The organism is Streptomyces sp. NPDC046712, assembly GCF_040645695.1.
GTDB lineage: Bacteria > Actinomycetota > Actinomycetes > Streptomycetales > Streptomycetaceae > Streptomyces.
Genome location: NZ_JBEYYW010000019.1, coordinates 39184 through 56528, shown reverse-complemented (window position 1 = coordinate 56528; position 17345 = coordinate 39184). Strand labels below are relative to the sequence as shown.

The following is a 17345-nucleotide window of genomic DNA, read 5'->3' as shown; positions in this document are numbered from 1 at the left end:
CTCGCCTGATGCGCCTGAAACCTCGGAATGTGACCTGGGTCTCAGTCTGGCATTTGGAAACCGACAACGAGCCGCCTCACCGGAAGGTGTTGCAGCGCGCCATGTCGCCCGTGCGGAAGCCGGTGGCGAACCACTGCTGACGCTGTGCGGCGGAGCCGTGCGTCCAGTTCTCCGGTGTCACCCGGCCCTGGAACCTCTCCTGGATCCGGTCGTCGCCCACCGCGGCCGCCGCGCCCAGGCCGTCGCGGATGTCGGCGTCCGTCAGCCTCGTGATCAGCGGCCGCCCGGTCTTCTCGTCCGGCGTGGTCGTCGCGTGGTGCGCCCAGACCCCGGCGTAGCAGTCCGCCTGCAGCTCCACCCGTACGGCGTTCGAGTTCGCGCCCGCACGTCCGTCCTGGGAGCGGGCCAGGGTGCCCGTCATGTTCTGCACGTGATGGCCGTACTCGTGCGCCACCACGTACGCCTGGGCGAAGGGGCCGCCGGTCGATCCGAACGTCGTCCGCAGCTCGTCGAAGAACCCCAGGTCCAGATAGACCTGCCGGTCCCCGGGGCAGTAGAACGGCCCGACCGCCGAAGTGGCCGAGCCGCAGGCGGTCGCGACCCGGTGGGAGAACATCACCGTGCGCGCGTCCCCGTACCGGCCGCCCCGCCGCTCGTACTCCGCCCGCCAGAAGTCCTGCACGCTGTTGACGACCGCCACGATCCGGCAGTCCTCGCGGGTGTTCGCGTCCGCGCCGGTCCGGCAGGTCCGCTGGACCTGGGCCAGGGAGGAGGAGGTCGCCACCGGCTCGGGGGCGCCGGAGGAGAGCCCGAGCTGCTCGGGGCCCACCCCGAAGAGCATCCCGAGGATCAGCGCGATGAGGCCGACGATTCCGCCGCCGACGGTGGCCTTCCCGCCGGGGATGCGGCTGCCGCGGACGTCCCGGACCTCCGAGGTGTCCAGATCGGCGTCGTCGTCGAACTGCATGGGCCACCACCTCTGCCGTCTCCGCCGCGGCAGTGGTCGCCGCCCTGCGCCCGAGTATCGGCGAATCCGGCAGGGCTCGCCCCTTTTATCGGGCTTGTGCGGAACGCGGTGTAAGGCGGGTGTGAGCCGGTGCCGAGGCCCCGCCGTCCGGGCATGGCCGAAAAGCAGTTGCAGGGGCCCGTTAGACTGGCCGCATGGCCATTCTCCTCGTGCACTAGCGGCGTCGAACCGCCCGAGAGCCCTTCCGCCGTCCACCCCCGCCCTGGAGTCTGTCCGTGATCACCGCTTCCGGCATCGAGCTGCGCGCCGGCGCCCGCATCCTCATCGAGTCCGCTTCCTTCCGTATCGCCAAGGGCGACCGCATCGGCCTCGTCGGCCGCAACGGAGCGGGCAAGACCACCCTCACCAAGTGCCTCGCGGGCGAGGGCATGCCCGCCGGCGGGCAGATCGCCCGCTCCGGCGAGGTCGGCTACCTCCCGCAGGACCCGCGCACCGGCGACCTCGACGTCCTCGCCCGGGACCGCATCCTCTCCGCCCGCGGCCTCGACGTCCTGATCCGCAAGATGCGGATGAACGAGGAGCGCATCGCGACCGGCTCCGGCGCCACCCGCGACAAGGCCATGCGGCAGTACGAGCGCCAGGAGACCGAGTTCCTCACCAAGGGCGGATACGCCGCCGAGGCCGAGGCGTCCACCATCGCCGCCGCCCTCGGTCTGCCCGACCGCGTCCTCGGCCAGCCCCTGCACACGCTCTCCGGCGGTCAGCGCCGCCGGGTCGAGCTGGCCCGGATCCTGTTCTCCGACGCCGACACCCTGCTCCTCGACGAGCCCACCAACCACCTCGACGCCGACTCCATCGTCTGGCTGCGCGACTACCTCAAGACCTACCGCGGTGGCTTCATCGTCATCTCCCACGACGTCGACCTCGTCGAGACCGTCGTGAACAAGGTCTTCTACCTGGACGCCAACCGCTCGACCATCGACGTCTACAACATGGGCTGGAAGCTCTACCAGCAGCAGCGCGAGGCCGACGAGAAGCGCCGCAAGCGGGAGCGCCAGAACGCCGAGAAGAAGGCCGCCGCCCTCAACTCGCAGGCCGACAAGATGCGCGCCAAGGCCACCAAGACGGTCGCCGCCCAGAACATGGCCAAGCGCGCCGAGCGTCTGCTCTCCGGGCTGGAGGCGGTCCGGGTCTCCGACAAGGTCGCCAAGCTCCGCTTCCCGGAGCCCGCGCCCTGCGGCAAGACCCCGCTCACGGCGGAGGGCCTGTCCAAGTCGTACGGCTCACTCGAAATCTTCACCGACGTGAACCTCGCCATCGACAAGGGCTCGCGCGTCGTCATCCTCGGCCTCAACGGTGCGGGCAAGACTACGCTGCTGCGCCTGCTCGCCGGGGCCGAGACCCCCGACACGGGAGAGGTCACCCCGGGCCACGGCCTCAAGCTCGGCTACTACGCCCAGGAGCACGAGACGCTCGACCCGGAGCGCACGGTCCTGGAGAACATGCGGTCGTCCGCGCCCGACCTCGACCTCGTCGAGGTGCGCAAGACGCTCGGTTCCTTCCTCTTCTCCGGCGACGACGTCGACAAGCCGGCCGGGGTCCTCTCCGGCGGTGAGAAGACCCGGCTGGCGCTGGCCACCCTGGTCGTCTCCTCGGCGAACGTGCTGCTCCTGGACGAGCCGACCAACAACCTCGACCCCGCCAGCCGCGAGGAGATCCTCGGCGCGCTGCGCACGTACAAGGGCGCGGTCGTCCTCGTCACCCACGACGAGGGCGCGGTCGACGCGCTGGAGCCGGAGCGGATCATCCTGCTCCCGGACGGTGTCGAGGACCTGTGGGGTCCGGACTACAAGGACCTGGTGGCCCTCGCCTGATCATCTCGGTATGGATCATTCGGCTCATGGGTGATCCTTCATCTGAGTGAGTGCGTCTCATACCCCCGGCGCGGCCCCTGCGGAATCCTTCCGCCAGGGGCCGCGCCGTCCTTGTGCCCCGTGTGCGTCGCTGACCTGGCACTTCCCGTCCCGAGCGGTTCCGGGCCGTGGTCCGCGTACTGCGGAATGTGAGATTCCGGTCGTGACGGGACCTTCCGCGCCCGCAAACCTTGTGGCACGGACCTTGTCGAATGGGTGGCCAGGACGTCCGGAAGGGGTGATCATGAGAAGTCCAGAGCGCACTTCCCATGAGGAGGCACGGGTGGCCGAGACTCTGAAGAAGGGCAGCCGGGTGACCGGCGCCGCGCGCGACAAGCTCGCGGCAGACCTGAAGAAGAAGTACGACTCCGGTGCGAGCATCCGGGCGCTGGCCGAGGAAACCGGTCGCTCCTACGGATTCGTCCACCGGATGCTCAGTGAGTCCGGAGTCACGCTGCGTGGACGCGGCGGGGCGACGCGGGGCAAGAAGGCCGCCTCGGCCTGACAGGGGCGCGGTTCGTCGGGTCCATCGGTTTCGCGGTGGCCACCCGGTCGACCGTGCGGTCGTCCGGGTGGTTACTGTGCAGTCACTTAGCAGTGCTGCACCGGAACCGGAGGCGCCCCATGACTTCGCTCGACTCTGTGCTCGTGTTCGACAAGGACGGTGTACGGCTCACCGTCGAGGACGCCGTTGCCACGGTGACCCTGACCAACCCGGCGAAGCGCAACGCCCAGTCTCCCGCTCTGTGGCGGGCGTTGACGGAAGCCGGACGGTCATTGCCGGGCAGCGTGCGGGTCGTGGTCCTGCGTGGCGAGGGCAAGTCCTTCTCCGCCGGGCTCGACCGGCAGGCGTTCACGCCCGAGGGCTTCGACGGAGAGCCGTCCTTCCTCGATCTGGCACGTGGTTCGGACGAGGACCTGGACGCGGTCATCGCCGAGTACCAGGAGGCGTTCACCTGGTGGCGCCGTAGCGACATCGTGTCGATCGCGGCTGTCCAGGGGCACGCCATCGGTGCCGGGTTCCAGCTCGCCCTCGCCTGCGACCTGCGGGTCGTCGCCGAGGACGTGCAGTTCGCCATGCGCGAGACCAGCCTGGGCCTCGTGCCGGACCTGACCGGCACGCACCCGCTCGTCTCGCTCGTCGGCTACGCTCGCGCGCTGGAGATCTGCGCCACCGGCCGCTTCGTCCACGCGCAGGAGGCCGAGCGTATCGGCCTCGCCAACATCGCCGTGCCCGGTGACGAACTGGACGCCGCGGTACGGGACTTGAGCGCCGCACTGCTCGGCGCGCCGCGCGACGCGGTCATTGAGACCAAGGCGCTGCTCCAGGGCGCCGCCGGCCGCTCCTACGAGGACCAGCGCACCGCCGAACGCGCCGCCCAGGCCCGCCGCCTGCGCGACCTGGCGGGCCTCGGCGACTGACACCGCCCTCAGCGGATCTCCGACACCAGGACCGTGACCGCCGTCCCCTCGGGCGCGGTCGCGGTCGCCGTCGTGCGCACGGCTCGGGCCACGTCCAGGGCCCGGTGTCCGGCGGCCACCGCCACCTCCACACGGAGCATTTCCGGGCCGCGATGGACCGCGGTGCCCAGCACATCGGTAAGAGCCGCCACACCCTCGACCGCGAGGGCGGCGACGGCCGCCGGGTCCTCCGGGGCCGGCGAGGTTCGCCCGGGTGGAGGAGTGGCGTCCGGTGAATCCGCCGGAGCCTCCGACCCGGGCTCGGTCAGCCCCGTCACCCGGAGGTCCACCTCCACGACCGCCAGGCCCAACTGCTCCTTCGCCGAGGCGAACAGGGCCTCCCGCGCCTCCTTGGCCAGCGTCGGCAGCGGCCTGCTCCACTCCGTCCCGTACTCCGCCGCGAACTCCGCCGAGATCCGCAGCGTCCCCGGCGGCAGCCCACCCGGCGGCACCGGGAACGGCGCCTCGGCGCCCGCTTCCACGAGCCCCACCCGAAGCGTGCCCGGTACCACCCCCCGTACGGCCGAGACCGCCCGCAGCAGCACGGCGCGCGCCGCGCGCTCCGTCAGCCACGCGCCGTCCGCCGCCTCACCGAGCGGCAGCAGCCGGCCCGGCCCGAGCCGCTCGCGTACCGCCGCCGTCCATCCCGTCCCCGCTGTCGTCGTCATGTACCCAGCCTGCCGCATCCCTGGCGCAAGACCGGGCAAGCGCACTTAATGTGGGCGAAGAAGTACATATCTGCAGGGAAGGGATAGATGTCATGAACGATCCCGCGCACCCCAGGGAACCGAATGTGACCAAGCGTGGCGGCGGCGATCCTGCCACCCGCGGCCGGACCACCATCGCCGACGGGGTCGTGGAGAAGATCGCCGGCCTCGCCGCCCGAGACGTCGTGGGCGTGCACGCCATGGGCAGCGGATTCTCCCGCACCATGGGTGCCGTACGCGAACGGGTGCCGGGCGGCGGCGGGTCGAGCGCCACGCGAGGTGTGAAGGCCGAGGTCGGTGAGGTGCAGACCGCGCTCGACCTGGAGATCGTCGTCGACTATGGCGTCGCGATCGCCGACGTCGCCGGGGCCGTCCGCGAGAACGTCATCGCGGCCGTCGAGCGGATGGCCGGCCTGGAGGTCGTCGAGGTCAACATCGCGGTCAGCGATGTGAAGCTGCCCGACGAAGAGGACGAAGAGGAGTCGGAGCAGCGGCTCCAGTAGCCGCTGTCGGCCTGGCGGAAAGGGCTCGATATGAGCATGGCGGTGATCGGCCTGGTGGCCGGAATGGCTCTCGGCTTCGCCGGGTACTTCGGCGGTTTCGGAGCGTTTGTGCTGGTCGCGGCGTTGGGCGCGGTCGGCTTCGTGGTCGGGAGGTTCCTCGAGGGGGACCTCGAACCAGGCGACTTCTTCCGGAGTCGCGAGCGCGGCGACTTCCCCCGGGGTCGCGAGCGCAGCTACCGGCGGCGGTGACGGGGGGTGGCAGCAGATCCGGTGGGCCCCGCCGGCCGCGGGGCCACGACGATCGCCGACCGGGTCGTCGCGAAGATCGCCGCGCGGGCCGCACGGGAGGCGGTCGAGGCCGTACCTCCCGGCGGCTCCAAGCCGCACGCCTCGGTCGTCGTTCAACGTGACATCGCCCGGGTCTCGGTGAGCCTGGAGCTCGGATACCCCGTCGACCTCGGCCGCCAGTGCGGCGCGGTCCGCAGTCACGTGATGCGTCGGGTAAGGGAGTTGGTCGGTATGGAGGTGCCCGAGGTGACCGTCCATGTGGAGCGCCTGCACTCGCCGCGCACGGCGCGCGAACCGTCCGGGCGGGGGCTGCGATGAGCACGACCCCCGGAACGGACACCGAGGTCGACCCCGTACCCGTACCGAAGGACGCGCCGCCGGAAGCCGCGGCGGGCCGCTTCTGGGCGGTACGGCGGATCCCGGCGGCGCTGCTCGCCCTCGTCGTCCTCGGCGGCGCCGGGCTGCTGCTCTACGACGTGGCCGCGGTACGGGCCGACCACACGGCCATGGCCTGGCGGCGCGAGGTCGCCGACGAACTCGCCACCCGGCCCCTAGACAACTCCTGGGTCCTGGCCGGCGCGAGCGTGGCCGTACTCCTCGGCGCCTGGCTCCTGGTCCTGGCCGCCACCCCGGGCCTCCGCGCCGTCCTCCCGATGCGGCGCGACCACGCCGACGTACGGGCCGGACTCGATCGCCGGGCCGCGGCGCTGATCCTGCGGGACCGGGCCATGGAGGTCTCCGGCGTGCAGTCGGCACAGGTACGGACGGGGCGCAGGAAGGTTGCGGTGCGGGCGGTCTCGCACTTCCGCCCACTCGACGAGGTGCGTGCCGACGTCGAGCGCGCGCTCGGTACCGCCATCGACGAACTGGCGCTCGCGCGTCCTCCGGCGCTGAACGTACGGGTGGCCCGACCGTCGAGGAAGAGGTGAAGAGGGTGAGTGTCGTTCTCCGGCGCGTCAACCGGGTGCTGCTCGGACTCGTGGGCCTGCTGCTCGTCGTCGGCGGCGGAGCGGTCCTCGCGGCCGGCTTCGACCTGGGGGTTCCCTCGTGGTGGCCCTGGTCGGGGCCCTCCGACGTCCTGCTGAGCAAGGTGGACCGGCAGCGCTGGCGTGACGAGGGCTGGTGGTGGCCGGTGGTCATCGCCGTCCTCGGGCTCGTCGTGCTCCTGGCCCTGTGGTGGCTGGTCGCCCAGTTCCGCCGGGGCCGGCTCGCGGAGGTCCTGGTCGACACCGGCGACGGTGAGGGCGCGACGGTACGGGGCCGGGCACTCGAATCCGTCATGGAGGCGGATGCGGCGGCGCAGGACGGCGTGGCTCGCGCCCGGGTCGCCCTGACGGGCCGTCGCAGGGCGCCCCACACCCGCGTCGCCCTGCGACTGGAGCCCTACGCCTCTCCGCGCCAGGCCCTGGCCACACTGTCGGGCGAGGCCCTCGAGAACGCCCGCGGATCGACGGGCCTGCCGTCTCTCCCGACGGAGGCCCGCTTCCGCGCGGTCAAGCACCGCGCGAGCCGGGTGACGTGACGCGGCGCGCGGGCTGCCCGTCAGAACCCGTGCCGCGCCCCGCCGTCCACCGAGACCATCACGCCCGTCACGTACGAGGCCGCCGGCGACAGCAGGAACGCCGCCGTGCGGCCGAACTCCTCCGGCGTGCCGTAGCGGCGCAGGGGGATACGGGACTCGCTCGCCGCCCGAGCCGCGTCCGCGTCGCCCGACATCGCGTCGAGCGAACGCACCCGGTCGGTGTCGATGCGCCCCGGCAGGACGCCCACGACCCGGATGCCCCGCGGACCGAGGTCGCCCGCGAGGGACTTCGCGAAGCCGGCGAGCCCCGGGCGCAGCCCGTTGGAGATCGTCAGCCCCGGGATCGGCTCGTGGACGGAGCCGGAGAGCACGAAGCCGATGACGCCGCCCTCGGTCAGCGTCTCCGCCGCCGCCCGGGCCATCCGTACCGCCCCGAGGAAGACCGAGTCGAACGCCGACGCCCACTGCTCGTCGCTGTTGTCCGCGCCGAAGCCCGGAGCCGGGCCGCCCACGCTGACGAGGATGCCGTCGAAGCGGCCGAAGCGGGACCGTGCCTCGGCGATCAGCCGAGCGGGCGCCCCGGGGTCGGAGTTGTCGGCGGCGAGACCGGCCGCGCCCGGGCCCAGCTCCTCGGCCGCCTCGGCGACCGACTTCTCCTCGCGCCCGGTGATCAGCACCTTCGCGCCCTCGGCGAGCAGCGCCTCGGCCGACGCCCGGCCGAGCCCGCGCGTCGCGCCGGTCACCACGTACACACGGTCCTTCAGTCCAAGATCCATGGGCCTATCCTGCCGCCTCCTCCCACGGCAGCGCGAGGGCGGTCCCCACCAGGCCGATGTGGCTGAACGCCTGCGGGAAGTTGCCCAGCTGCCGCCGCCCCACCGGGTCGTACTCCTCCGCCAGCAGCCCCACATCGTTGCGCAGGTCCAGCAGACGCTCGAAGAGCTCCCGCGCCTCCCTCTCCCGCCCGGTCATCCGCAGCGCGTCCGCGAGCCAGAAGGAGCAGACGAGAAACGTTCCCTCCCCGCCGGGCAGGCCGTCCACCGAGACGCCTTCGGTGCTGTAGCGGCGGACGAACCCGCCGTGCGTCAGCTCCTTGCGCACCGCGTCGACCGTCCCCACCACCCGGGGATCGTCCGGCGGCAGGAACCCGACCCGCGGGATCAGCAGCGTCGCCGCGTCCAGCTCCCGCGAGCCATAGGCCTGCGTGAAGGTGTTGCGCTCCGGGTCGTACCCCTTCGCGCACACCTCGGCGTGGATCTCGTCCCGCATCACCCGCCACCGCGCCGCGTCCCCGCGCAGCGAGGGATCCGTCTCGAGGGCGCGCACCGCCCGGTCGGCGGCGACCCAGGCCATCACCTTCGAGTGCACGAAGTGGCGGCGCGGCCCGCGTACCTCCCACAGCCCCTCGTCCGGCTCCCGCCAGGTCGACTCCAGGAACCCCAGCAGGCTCAGCTGCAGGTTCCAGGCGTGCCGTTCGGCCGGGATCCCCGCCGCCCGCGCCATGTCGAGCGAGTCCATGACCTCGCCGTACACATCGAGCTGGAACTGATCCACCGCCGCGTTCCCGATCCGTACCGGCGCCGAGTCCGCGTAGCCGCGCAGCCAGGGCACCGACATCTCGGGGAGCCGGCGCTCGCCCGCCGGCCCGTACATGATCTGCAGATCGGACGGATCGCCCGCCACCGCCCGCAGCAGCCAGTCGCGCCACGCCACCGCCTCGTCGACATAGCCGGCCGACAGCAGCGCGCCGAGGGTGAGGGTCGAGTCGCGCAGCCAGCAGGAGCGGTAGTCCCAGTTCCGTACGCCGCCCAGCTCCTCCGGGAGCGAGGTGGTCGGCGCGGCCATGATGCCGCCCGTCGGCGCGTACGTGAGCGCCTTCAGCGTGATCAGCGAGCGCAGCACCGCGTCCCGGTACGGGCCGTCGTACGTACAGCGCGCCGACCAGTCGCGCCAGTCCGTCAGACACTCCTCGAGGGCGCCGAAGGGCTCGATCAGGTCAGGACGCGGCTCGTGCGAGGGGTGCCAGGTGAGCACGAACGCCACCTTCTCGCCCTCGTCGACCGTGAACGAGGAGCAGGTGGCGAACTGCTGACCCCAGGTCTTCACCGGCGGATCGCTGCGCAGCCACACCGAGTCGGGCCCCGCCACGGCCACCCGGTGGCCGTCGCTGCGCCGGACCCACGGCACGATCGAGCCGTAGTCGAAGCGCAGCCGCAGCACCGAGCTCATCTCGACGCTGCCGCTGACACCCTCGACGATCCGCATGACATCGGGCGCCTTGTCGCGCTGCGGCATGAAGTCGACGACCTTCACGGTGCCGGTGCGGGTCTCCCAGTACGTCTCCAGAACGAGGGAGTCGCCCGCGTAGCCCCGGCGGGTGCAGACCGTGGCGCCCTTGGGTGCGATCCGCCAGTGACCGTTGTCCTCGTCGCCGAGCAACGCGGCGAAGCAGGCGGCCGAGTCGAAGCGCGGCAGACACAGCCAGTCGATCGACCCGTCGCGGCCGACGAGCGCGGCGGTCTGCAGATCGCCGATGAGGGCGTAGTCGTCGATACTTTGCGTCACGCTTTGGCGTGTTCCCGGAAGCGACGACGGTCAATCAAAGGGGCATGACGGCCCAGGGCCTGGCCGACGGATCAGGGGCGGCGGGCTCTAGACGGCCGCGGGCGCCGGCTCCGGGGTTCCCGCGGCTCCGTCGGTGCGGGCCGCGGCCTCCCGGTCACGCTTCTCGCGGCGCACCAGGATGAACCAGCCGACCGGCACACCGGCCGTGAAGAGCCACCACTGCACGGCGTACGCCATGTGCGCGCCGATGGAGTCGTGGTCCGGCTCGGGAACCAGTTCGGGGGTGTTCCCCGCCGGCTCGGGCTCCGTCTGCTCCAGGTAGCCGCCGAGGACCTCGCGGCCGAGGAGTTCGGCCTGCTGCGCGCTGTTGATCAGCATCACCTGACGGTCCGGCAGCCCGCGCAGATCCTTGATGCCGCTGGCGTCGGTCGTCTCGTCGGCCTTGAGCCGGCCGGTGACGGTGATCTCGCCCTTGGGAGCCGGCGGGACCTCGGGGTACGCCTTCTGGTCGGGGGCGGCCGGGACCCAGCCGCGGTTGACCAGGACGACCCGGCCGTCCTTCAGGACCAGCGGTGTGAGCACCATCACGCCCTGGCGGTCGTCGGCGTTGGTGCGGCGCCGGACGACGACCTCGTGCGCGGTGTCGAAGGTGCCGGTGGCGGTGACCCGGCGCCAGTAGTCGGCGCGCGGGACGGTGTGGCCGGGGGAGGTCAGCTCCTGGACCGGGCGCGGTTTCGCCTTCAGGTTCTCCGCGATCAGGGCGTTCTGGGCGACACGGCGCTCGTGCCGGTGGAACTGCCAGAAGCCCAGCTCGACCATCGTCGGGACGAGGACGAGGGCGACGAGGGTGAGGATCACCCACTGCCGGGACAACAGGAAGCGGTACACCCCATGACCGTACAACTGTGGTCATGGGGTGCACGCACGGGGGTTCCGGTCGCGCGGGGCGCCCGGGGCTCAGACGTGGTCGACGATCCCCACCTTTCCCTCCGCGCGGGCGCAGTGGCCGCCGCAGTACCAGCTGCCTTCGACCTCGACGCCCTGGCCGATGATCTGCACCTTGCAGTGCTCACAGATGGGCGCCATGCGGTGAATGGCGCAGGAGAAGCAGTCGAAGACGTGCACCGCGCCCTGCGCGTGCACCTCGAAGGACATGCCGTAATCGTTTCCGCAGACCTCACAACGTGCCATGCGCCACAGGGTGCGACGTGCGCCCGGCTAAGCGCGGGCGGCACGCCCGGTGCGTCACCCGTCTGCCGGGGCCACGTCCCGCAGCAGCTGGGTGAAGGCCGCCTCGTCGACGATCGGCGTACCGAAGGACTTGGCCTTCACCGTCTTGGAGGTGGCGGCGTCCGGGTCGTTGGTGACCAGCAGACTCGTCAGCCGGGAGACGCTGGTCGCGACGTGCAGCCCCGCCTCGACCGCGCGGTCCTCCAGCAGCTCGCGGTCGATGGAGGTGTCGCCGGAGAACGCCACCCGCATCCCCTGCTTGAGCGGTTTGTCCGTTTCGTAACGCCCGGGGTTGGGGTGCGGGCACGGCGGCCGCTTCCGCGAAGGACGCCAGCTGTTCGCGTGGTACGAGGCCTGGTAGCCGATCCGCGGCGCGGCCGGAGTGGACACCCACTCCGTCAGCGGCCGGCATTCGAGCAGCGGCAGCCGCACGTTCCGCTCCGCCGCGGTGTGCAGACTCGGCCGGAAAGCCTCGGCCAGCACGCGCGCGTCGTCCAGCGCGTTGTGCGCCCGCTGCTGGACGACGCCGTAGTGCGCGGCCAGCGACTCCAGCTTGTGGTTGGGCAGCGGGAGCGACAGCTCCTTGGAGAGGGCGATGGTGCACAGCCGCTGCCGCACCGGCGCGGTGCGCTCGGCCCGCGCGTACTCCCTGGCGATCATCTGCCAGTCGAAGATCGCGTTGTGCGCCACCAGGACCCGGCCGTCGAGCCGGGCGGAGAACTCGGCGGCGATCTCGGGGAAGAGCGGCGCGTCCTCCAGGACGTCACTGGTCAGCCCGTGGATCCACACCGGCCCCGGGTCCCGCTCCGGATTGACGAGCGTGTACCAGTGGTCCTCGACATTGCCCTGGGCGTCGAGGCGGTAGACGGCAGCAGAGACTATCCGGTCGTCGCGGGCGAGTCCGGTGGTCTCCACGTCGACGACCGCGTACCCCTGTGGGTAGGCGGCCGGCCACGTCGCTGCTGTCGTACGGTCGTCGAGCATGGTCACTGAGAATACGGGCCGCCGCCGACAACGCCGCCCCCGGTGTCCCCCGGGGCGCCGGGAATCGGTCACGCCGTTGACGCGTCGTCCGGCTCCGCACGGCCATGGCGGGGCGCCCGCAGGGCAGTTCACCGGCACGGACCGCCCCCCGCTCGTCCCGGCGGGGCCACCAGGTCCCCGGCTCGCTGAGGGCGGTGCCGCACAGGACGACCCCACGCGCGCGTGCCGTCGACTCAGTCCGGGGTTCCGCCGCCCTCGCCGCCGGGCCCCAGCAGGCCGTCCACCAGGGCCCGTACGGACGCGGTGAAGAGGCGCTCCGTGTCGATCGGGGAGGCCAGGGCGCGGGCGAGGGCGGGGTCGTCCGGGTCGGTCGTCTCGGCTTCCCAGAGTTCCTCCTCGGCGGGCGACTGGACCGGGGCCCGTTCGCGGTTGCGCTCGACCAGGACGTAGCCGACGACCTGGAACTGCACGGCCCTGACCACCTCCGCCGCCCGCGCGCCGCGCAGCCCGGCCGCGTGCACCTCGTGGGCCAGGGCGCGCTGGGTGGGCAGGAACATCCGCTCCGTCAGGCCCCGTTCGTGGACCATCGCCACCAGATGCGGACGCTCGCGCAGATCGCGGCGGAGCGCGCGGGCCACCGAGACGATCCGCGCGGCGGGTGTGCGGCCGCGCGGTGTGATCGCGGAGAGGTCGGCGACCGTCCGCTCGACCAGCGCGTCGAGCAGGGACTCGCGGTTGCCGACGTGCCAGTAGATCGAGGTGACCGCGGTGCCGAGTTCGGCGGCGAGCTTGCGCATGGTGAGTGCGGCGGGGCCGTCCTGCTTCACCAGAGCGGCGGCGGTCTCCAGGACCTCCTCGCGGGTGAGTGCGGTGCGCGCCATCCGGTCCCCCCAATTCTGTTGCGTGCACGCCTATTTACCCTTCCTCGGTGCCGGTGTAACTGTGTTACAGACCCGACCCCTTGAAGGGTGGTACGTCATGGCACGAGTACGGTACGGGGCGCGCACCGACGCCGAGATCACGGCGGCCCGCACGAAGAGCGCGAAGCTCCCCGACATCTGGTCCACCGGAGTGGTCGCCGTCTGGGAGACCGATCCGGACGTGGTGGCGGCCGTCCTGCCACCACCGCTGAAGCCCACCGAGCGGCCCCTCGTGCGGGCCAACATCTCCCAGGTCGACCTGCCCGGCTACCCCCTCGGCGCCGGCTCGGTCGCCGTCGCCGCCGCCCACGGCGACCAGGAGGGCTGGTATCCGCTCGTCATGCCGATGACCCTGGAACGCGCCCTCATCGGCGGCCGTGAGGTCTTCGGCGAACCGAAGAAGCTCGGCGATGTCGTCGTCGAACGCGACGGACTCGTCGTCCGCGCCTCGCTCGCCCGCCACGGCATCGCCTTCGTCGAGGTGCGCGGCGCGGTCTCCGGTCCGCTGCCGCTGCCCGAGCCCACCGAGAAGACCGACTTCTACTTCAAGTTCCTGCCCGGCGTGGACGGCACCGCCTTCGACGCCGACCCCGTCCTCGTCCACTGCGTCCGGAACGAGAAGGTGCGCAAGCTGGAACAGGTCACCGGAGACGTCGTGCTGCGTGAGTCCATGTACGACCCCGTGGCCGACCTGCCCGTCCGCCGGATCGTCGAGATCACCATCGGCGAGAAGACCACCGACCAGAAGGGCCGGGTCGTGGAACGCGTGAGCGCCCAGGCCCTCCTGCCGTACATCCACCAGCGGTACGACGACCCGCAGCAGATCCTCGACGGCCCGCCGGAAGGAAGCGTCTGATGGAGCTGCGACAGGGACAGGTCGCCGTCGTCACCGGCGCGGCGAGCGGCATCGGGCTCGCCATGGCGCGCCGCTTCGCCGCCGAGGGGCTCGCCGTCGTCCTCGGCGACGTGGAGGAGACCGCGCTCGCCAAGGCGGCCGAGGAACTCATGGAGGACGGCGCCCAGATCCTCGCCAGGACCGTCGACGTCGGTGACGCCGCCTCCGTACGGGCCTTCGCCGACGCGGCGTACGACACCTTCGGCGCCGTCCACGTCCTCTGCAACAACGCCGGGGTCGGCTCCGGCGCGGAGGGCCGTATGTGGGAGCACGAGCCCAACGACTGGAAGTGGGCCTTCGCCGTCAACGTCTGGGGCGTCTTCCACGGCATCCAGGCCTTCGTCCCCCGCATGATCGCCGGCGGCGAGCCCGGACACGTCGTCAACACCTCGTCCGGCGACGGCGGGATCGCCCCGCTGCCCACCGCCTCCGTGTACGCCGTCACCAAGGCGGCCGTGGTGACCATGACCGAGTCGCTGTACGCGCACCTGAAGGCGGAGCACGCGCGCGTGGGGGCCTCCGTGCTCTTCCCCGGCCCGCACATGCTGCGCACCGGTCTGTGGGAGTCGCACCGCAACAGGCCAGAGCGGTACGCCAAGGAGCGGCCGCGCAAGACCCCGTACCGCAGCCTCGACCAGTGGGAGGCGGCCATGAAGGACGCCGGTCACGAGGTCGCCTTCACCCCGGTGGAGGAGGTCGCCGAGCACGTCGTCGACGGCATCCGCGCCGACCGCTTCTGGATGCTCCCGGCGAGCGAGCACAGCGACCGGCAGATCCGGGCGCGCTCGCAGTCGATGCTCGACCGCGCCAACCCGTCGTACCTGGAGAGCTTCATTCTCGACTGAGGGGCTTCGCCATGACCTATGAGGACCCGTACCTGATCATCTCCTCCGACTGCCACGCCGGTCTGCCCACCGAGCGGTACCGGCCCTATCTCGACTCCCGCTTCCACCGCGCCTTCGACGAGTTCCTCGCCGGGCGCGACGCCCGCCGTGAGGCCATGACCCGGCTCGGGGTGCGCAACGAGGACTTCGCGAACAAGTGGTTCAGTGACAACGAGGAAGGGCTGCGGGGCGGTTGGGACGCCGCGCAGCGGCTCAAGGAGCTCGACGGCGACGGGGTGGCCGCCGAGGTCGTCTTCCCCGACGCGGACGCCGTCGACAGCCAGACCGCCGCGCCCTTCGGGGTCGGCCTCGGACTCTCCGGCGACCAGGACCCCGAGCTCGGCATGGCGGGCGCGCAGGCGCACAACCGCTGGCTGGCCGAGTTCGTCGGACAGAACCCCGAACGCCACTGCGGAGTCGCGCTGCTGCCGATCACGGCGGAGCCGTCGAAGGTCGTCGCCGAGATCCACCGGGCCAAGGAGTCGGGGCTCGGGGCGCTGATGATCCCCTCCATGTGGGTGGACAAGGAGCCGTACCACGACCCGCGCTACGACCCGATCTGGGCGGCCGCCGCCGAGACCGGGATGCCGCTGGTCACCCACTCGGGCGCGGCGCCGCGCGAGGAGTACGGCGACCATCTCGGCATCTACGTCAGCGAGGTGACCTGGTGGCCGGCCAGGCCGCTGTGGTTCCTGCTCTGGTCCGGCGTCTTCGAACGCCACCCGGGGCTGCGGTTCGGTGTCGCCGAGTCCGGCTGTTGGTGGCTGCCGAACCTGCTGTGGTTCATGGACCGGCTCTACCTGGGCGCGCACGGCGGGAAGAAGCTGTCGCCGTTCGCCGAGCTGAAGCGGCCGCCGAGCGAGTACCTGGACCGCCAGGTCTTCGTCTGCGCCACCAACACCAAGCGGCGCGAACTGGCCCAGCGGTACGAGATCGGCGTGGACAACATCCTGTGGGGCTCCGACTTCCCCCACCCGGAGGGGACCTGGCCCAACACGCGCGCGTGGCTGCGGAACACCTTCCACGACATCCCGGTGGCGGAGACGCGCCGCATGCTGGGTCTCGCGGCGGCCGAGGTCTTCGGATTCGATGTGCACGAACTCGATCCCATCGCCCGCCGGATCGGCCCGACCCCCGCCGAGCTGGGCCAGTCGCCCGACCAGGCGGCGGTGGAGGCGTCCTGGGCGCGTTCGCGCGAGGTCGGCCGCCACTGGCTGACGGACCACGACTTCCCGACCCTGGGACCGACCCCGGGAGTGAGCTGATGGACCGCTACACGGTCATCTCGGCGGACTGCCACGCGGGGGCGGACCTGTTGGACTACAAGCCGTACCTGGAGAAGAAGCACCACGAGGACTTCGACGCCTGGGCGGCCGGCTACGTCAACCCGTACGAGGACCTGCTCGCCGACACCGCCGACCGCAACTGGAACTCGCGGCGACGGCTGCGCGAGCTGGAGGCGGACGGGATCGTCGCCGAAGTCGTCTTCCCCAACACCATCCCGCCGTTCTTCCCCTCCGCCTCACTGATGGCACCGGCCCCGACGCGGGCGGAGTTCGAGCAGCGCTGGGCCGGGCTGCGCGCGCACAACCGTTGGCTGGCCGACTTCTGCGCGGACGCGCCGGGGCGCCGCGCGGGCGTGGCGCAGATCCTCCTCAACGACGTCGACGAGGCGGTACGGGAGATCCGCCGCACCAAGGAGGCGGGGCTCACCGGCGGCATCCTGCTGCCCGGCGCCCCGCCGGGCTCGGGCGTGCCCGAGCTGTACTCCACGTCCTACGACCCGATCTGGGCGGTCTGCGCCGAGCTGGCCGTCCCGGTCAACCACCACGGCGGCTCCGCCTCGCCGCCGCTCGGCGACGAACCGGCCGCGCGCGCCGTGTTCATGGTGGAGACGACGTGGTTCTCGCACCGGGCGCTGTGGCACCTGGTGTTCGGCGGAGCCTTCCGCCGTCACCCCGACCTGAAGCTCGTCCTGACCGAGCAGGGTTCGGGGTGGATCCCCGGGGTCATGGAGATGCTGGACTACTACCACGCGCGCCTGGTCGCGGCGGCCTCGCGGGCCGCCACCGCCGAATCCAAGTTCGGCGCCGGTCTCGCGGAGTCCATGGGCAAGGGCCCCAGCGAGGTCTGGCGGGACAACTGCTTCGTGGGCGCGAGCTTCATGCGCCCGCACGAGGTGCCGCTGCGCGACCGGATCGGCCTCGACAAGATCATGTGGGGCAGCGACTACCCGCACGACGAGGGCACGACTCCGTACTCCCGCGAAGGCCTCCGCATCGCCTACGCGGGGCTGCCGAGGGAGGAGGTCGCGGCGATGGTCGGCGGCAACGCGGCCCGTGTCTACGGCTTCGACCTGCCGTTCCTGGACTCCCTGGCGGCCGTGCACGGCCCGACCGTCGAGGAGATCGCCGAGCCCCTGAAGGAGGTCCCGGCGGACGCCACCAGCCCCGCCTTCGCCCCGGGCGGGTCGGTCCGTGTCTGGTGAGGGGCCGGGTGAGACCCT

20 protein-coding genes are annotated in these 17345 nt (G+C 71.8%); 12 read left to right on the top strand and 8 right to left on the bottom strand.

Annotated features, from left to right (window positions below):
- Positions 1 to 76: 76 nt before the first annotated feature.
- Positions 77 to 967: a neutral zinc metallopeptidase gene (locus ABZ939_RS24060; RefSeq protein ID WP_361858762.1), complete on the bottom strand. Its 891-nt coding sequence runs from the start codon at positions 965 to 967 to the stop codon at positions 77 to 79.
- A gap of 275 nt (positions 968 to 1242) precedes the next feature.
- Between ABZ939_RS24060 and ABZ939_RS24055 the strand changes: the two genes are divergently transcribed.
- The 3 genes from ABZ939_RS24055 to ABZ939_RS24045 all read left to right on the top strand — a co-directional run bounded on the left by ABZ939_RS24055 (position 1243) and on the right by ABZ939_RS24045 (position 4302).
- Positions 1243 to 2841 (top strand): ABC-F family ATP-binding cassette domain-containing protein, encoded by a 1599-nt coding sequence (locus ABZ939_RS24055; protein ID WP_361858759.1) that lies wholly within the window; start codon positions 1243 to 1245, stop codon positions 2839 to 2841.
- Between the two features lie 322 nt (positions 2842 to 3163).
- Positions 3164 to 3385, top strand: coding sequence for a helix-turn-helix domain-containing protein (locus ABZ939_RS24050; protein ID WP_006123601.1), 222 nt, complete (start codon positions 3164 to 3166; stop codon positions 3383 to 3385).
- Between the two features lie 119 nt (positions 3386 to 3504).
- Entirely contained in the window at positions 3505 to 4302 is a 798-nt protein-coding gene (locus ABZ939_RS24045) for an enoyl-CoA hydratase/isomerase family protein (RefSeq protein ID WP_361858756.1), read from the top strand.
- Between the two features lie 8 nt (positions 4303 to 4310).
- On the opposite strand, the gene ABZ939_RS24040 is transcribed toward ABZ939_RS24045, so the two are convergent.
- On the bottom strand, positions 4311 to 5009 hold the full coding sequence (locus tag ABZ939_RS24040; RefSeq protein WP_361858754.1) for a hypothetical protein: 699 nt from the start codon (positions 5007 to 5009) through the stop codon (positions 4311 to 4313).
- Between the two features lie 92 nt (positions 5010 to 5101).
- On the opposite strand from ABZ939_RS24040, the gene ABZ939_RS24035 reads away from it, so the two are divergent.
- The 5 genes from ABZ939_RS24035 to amaP are packed head-to-tail and all read left to right on the top strand — an operon-like array spanning position 5102 to position 7361.
- Positions 5102 to 5551, top strand: a complete 450-nt coding sequence (locus tag ABZ939_RS24035; protein WP_361858751.1) for an Asp23/Gls24 family envelope stress response protein — start codon at positions 5102 to 5104, stop codon at positions 5549 to 5551.
- A gap of 30 nt (positions 5552 to 5581) precedes the next feature.
- Positions 5582 to 5800, top strand: a complete 219-nt coding sequence (locus ABZ939_RS24030) for a hypothetical protein (protein ID WP_361858748.1) — start codon at positions 5582 to 5584, stop codon at positions 5798 to 5800.
- A gap of 6 nt (positions 5801 to 5806) precedes the next feature.
- On the top strand, positions 5807 to 6157 hold the full coding sequence (locus ABZ939_RS24025) for a hypothetical protein (RefSeq protein WP_361858745.1): 351 nt from the start codon (positions 5807 to 5809) through the stop codon (positions 6155 to 6157).
- Positions 6154 to 6768: a DUF6286 domain-containing protein gene (locus tag ABZ939_RS24020; protein ID WP_361858742.1), complete on the top strand. Its 615-nt coding sequence runs from the start codon at positions 6154 to 6156 to the stop codon at positions 6766 to 6768. The genes ABZ939_RS24025 and ABZ939_RS24020 overlap by 4 nt, the downstream gene beginning before the upstream one ends.
- A gap of 5 nt (positions 6769 to 6773) precedes the next feature.
- On the top strand, positions 6774 to 7361 hold the full coding sequence (gene amaP / locus ABZ939_RS24015) for an alkaline shock response membrane anchor protein AmaP (protein WP_361858739.1): 588 nt from the start codon (positions 6774 to 6776) through the stop codon (positions 7359 to 7361).
- A gap of 20 nt (positions 7362 to 7381) precedes the next feature.
- On the opposite strand, the gene ABZ939_RS24010 is transcribed toward amaP, so the two are convergent.
- The 6 genes from ABZ939_RS24010 to ABZ939_RS23985 form a co-directional block, all read right to left on the bottom strand.
- Positions 7382 to 8137 carry an SDR family oxidoreductase gene (locus ABZ939_RS24010; RefSeq protein ID WP_361858736.1) on the bottom strand — a complete coding sequence of 252 codons (756 nt, stop codon included), beginning with the start codon at positions 8135 to 8137 and terminating at the stop codon, positions 7382 to 7384.
- Between the two features lie 4 nt (positions 8138 to 8141).
- Positions 8142 to 9926 (bottom strand): glycoside hydrolase family 15 protein, encoded by a 1785-nt coding sequence (locus tag ABZ939_RS24005; protein WP_361858733.1) that lies wholly within the window; start codon positions 9924 to 9926, stop codon positions 8142 to 8144.
- A gap of 87 nt (positions 9927 to 10013) precedes the next feature.
- Positions 10014 to 10814, bottom strand: coding sequence for an SURF1 family protein (locus ABZ939_RS24000; protein ID WP_361858730.1), 801 nt, complete (start codon positions 10812 to 10814; stop codon positions 10014 to 10016).
- Positions 10815 to 10883: 69 nt separating this feature from the next.
- Positions 10884 to 11117, bottom strand: a complete 234-nt coding sequence (locus tag ABZ939_RS23995; RefSeq protein WP_352192130.1) for a hypothetical protein — start codon at positions 11115 to 11117, stop codon at positions 10884 to 10886.
- A gap of 54 nt (positions 11118 to 11171) precedes the next feature.
- Positions 11172 to 12146 carry a DEDDh family exonuclease gene (locus ABZ939_RS23990; protein ID WP_361858726.1) on the bottom strand — a complete coding sequence of 325 codons (975 nt, stop codon included), beginning with the start codon at positions 12144 to 12146 and terminating at the stop codon, positions 11172 to 11174.
- 227 nt (positions 12147 to 12373) lie between these two features.
- On the bottom strand, positions 12374 to 13021 hold the full coding sequence (locus tag ABZ939_RS23985; protein WP_361858723.1) for a TetR family transcriptional regulator: 648 nt from the start codon (positions 13019 to 13021) through the stop codon (positions 12374 to 12376).
- A 97-nt stretch (positions 13022 to 13118) separates the two neighbouring features.
- Here ABZ939_RS23985 and ABZ939_RS23980 point away from each other — a divergent pair, with 97 nt between their 5' ends.
- Genes ABZ939_RS23980 through ABZ939_RS23965 form a run of 4 tightly spaced genes read left to right on the top strand, consistent with a single transcriptional unit; the run spans position 13119 to position 17327 of the window.
- A complete protein-coding gene (locus ABZ939_RS23980; protein WP_361858720.1) occupies positions 13119 to 13916 on the top strand; it encodes an acetoacetate decarboxylase family protein in 798 nt (265 codons plus the stop codon).
- Complete coding sequence (locus ABZ939_RS23975; protein ID WP_361858717.1) at positions 13916 to 14800, top strand: SDR family NAD(P)-dependent oxidoreductase; 885 nt, start codon at positions 13916 to 13918, stop codon at positions 14798 to 14800. Before ABZ939_RS23980 ends, ABZ939_RS23975 begins: the two co-directional genes overlap by 1 nt.
- An 11-nt stretch (positions 14801 to 14811) precedes the next feature.
- Entirely contained in the window at positions 14812 to 16104 is a 1293-nt protein-coding gene (locus tag ABZ939_RS23970; protein WP_361858714.1) for an amidohydrolase family protein, read from the top strand.
- The gene (locus ABZ939_RS23965) at positions 16104 to 17327 is read left to right on the top strand and encodes an amidohydrolase family protein (RefSeq protein ID WP_361858711.1); all 1224 of its coding nucleotides are present in this window, start codon (positions 16104 to 16106) and stop codon (positions 17325 to 17327) included. The genes ABZ939_RS23970 and ABZ939_RS23965 overlap by 1 nt, the downstream gene beginning before the upstream one ends.
- The last annotated feature ends 18 nt before the right edge of the window (positions 17328 to 17345 follow it).

Coding starts and splice junctions, on each gene's coding strand:
- ABZ939_RS24060 (WP_361858762.1), bottom strand. CDS start 967: ATGCAGTTCGACGACGACGCCGATCTGGACACCTCGGAGGTCCGGGAC.
- ABZ939_RS24045 (WP_361858756.1), top strand. CDS start 3,505: ATGACTTCGCTCGACTCTGTGCTCGTGTTCGACAAGGACGGTGTACGG.
- ABZ939_RS24040 (WP_361858754.1), bottom strand. CDS start 5,009: ATGACGACGACAGCGGGGACGGGATGGACGGCGGCGGTACGCGAGCGG.
- ABZ939_RS24035 (WP_361858751.1), top strand. CDS start 5,102: ATGAACGATCCCGCGCACCCCAGGGAACCGAATGTGACCAAGCGTGGC.
- ABZ939_RS24030 (WP_361858748.1), top strand. CDS start 5,582: ATGAGCATGGCGGTGATCGGCCTGGTGGCCGGAATGGCTCTCGGCTTC.
- ABZ939_RS24020 (WP_361858742.1), top strand. CDS start 6,154: ATGAGCACGACCCCCGGAACGGACACCGAGGTCGACCCCGTACCCGTA.
- ABZ939_RS24010 (WP_361858736.1), bottom strand. CDS start 8,137: ATGGATCTTGGACTGAAGGACCGTGTGTACGTGGTGACCGGCGCGACG.
- ABZ939_RS23995 (WP_352192130.1), bottom strand. CDS start 11,117: ATGGCACGTTGTGAGGTCTGCGGAAACGATTACGGCATGTCCTTCGAG.
- ABZ939_RS23985 (WP_361858723.1), bottom strand. CDS start 13,021: ATGGCGCGCACCGCACTCACCCGCGAGGAGGTCCTGGAGACCGCCGCC.
- ABZ939_RS23980 (WP_361858720.1), top strand. CDS start 13,119: ATGGCACGAGTACGGTACGGGGCGCGCACCGACGCCGAGATCACGGCG.
- ABZ939_RS23975 (WP_361858717.1), top strand. CDS start 13,916: ATGGAGCTGCGACAGGGACAGGTCGCCGTCGTCACCGGCGCGGCGAGC.
- ABZ939_RS23970 (WP_361858714.1), top strand. CDS start 14,812: ATGACCTATGAGGACCCGTACCTGATCATCTCCTCCGACTGCCACGCC.
- ABZ939_RS23965 (WP_361858711.1), top strand. CDS start 16,104: ATGGACCGCTACACGGTCATCTCGGCGGACTGCCACGCGGGGGCGGAC.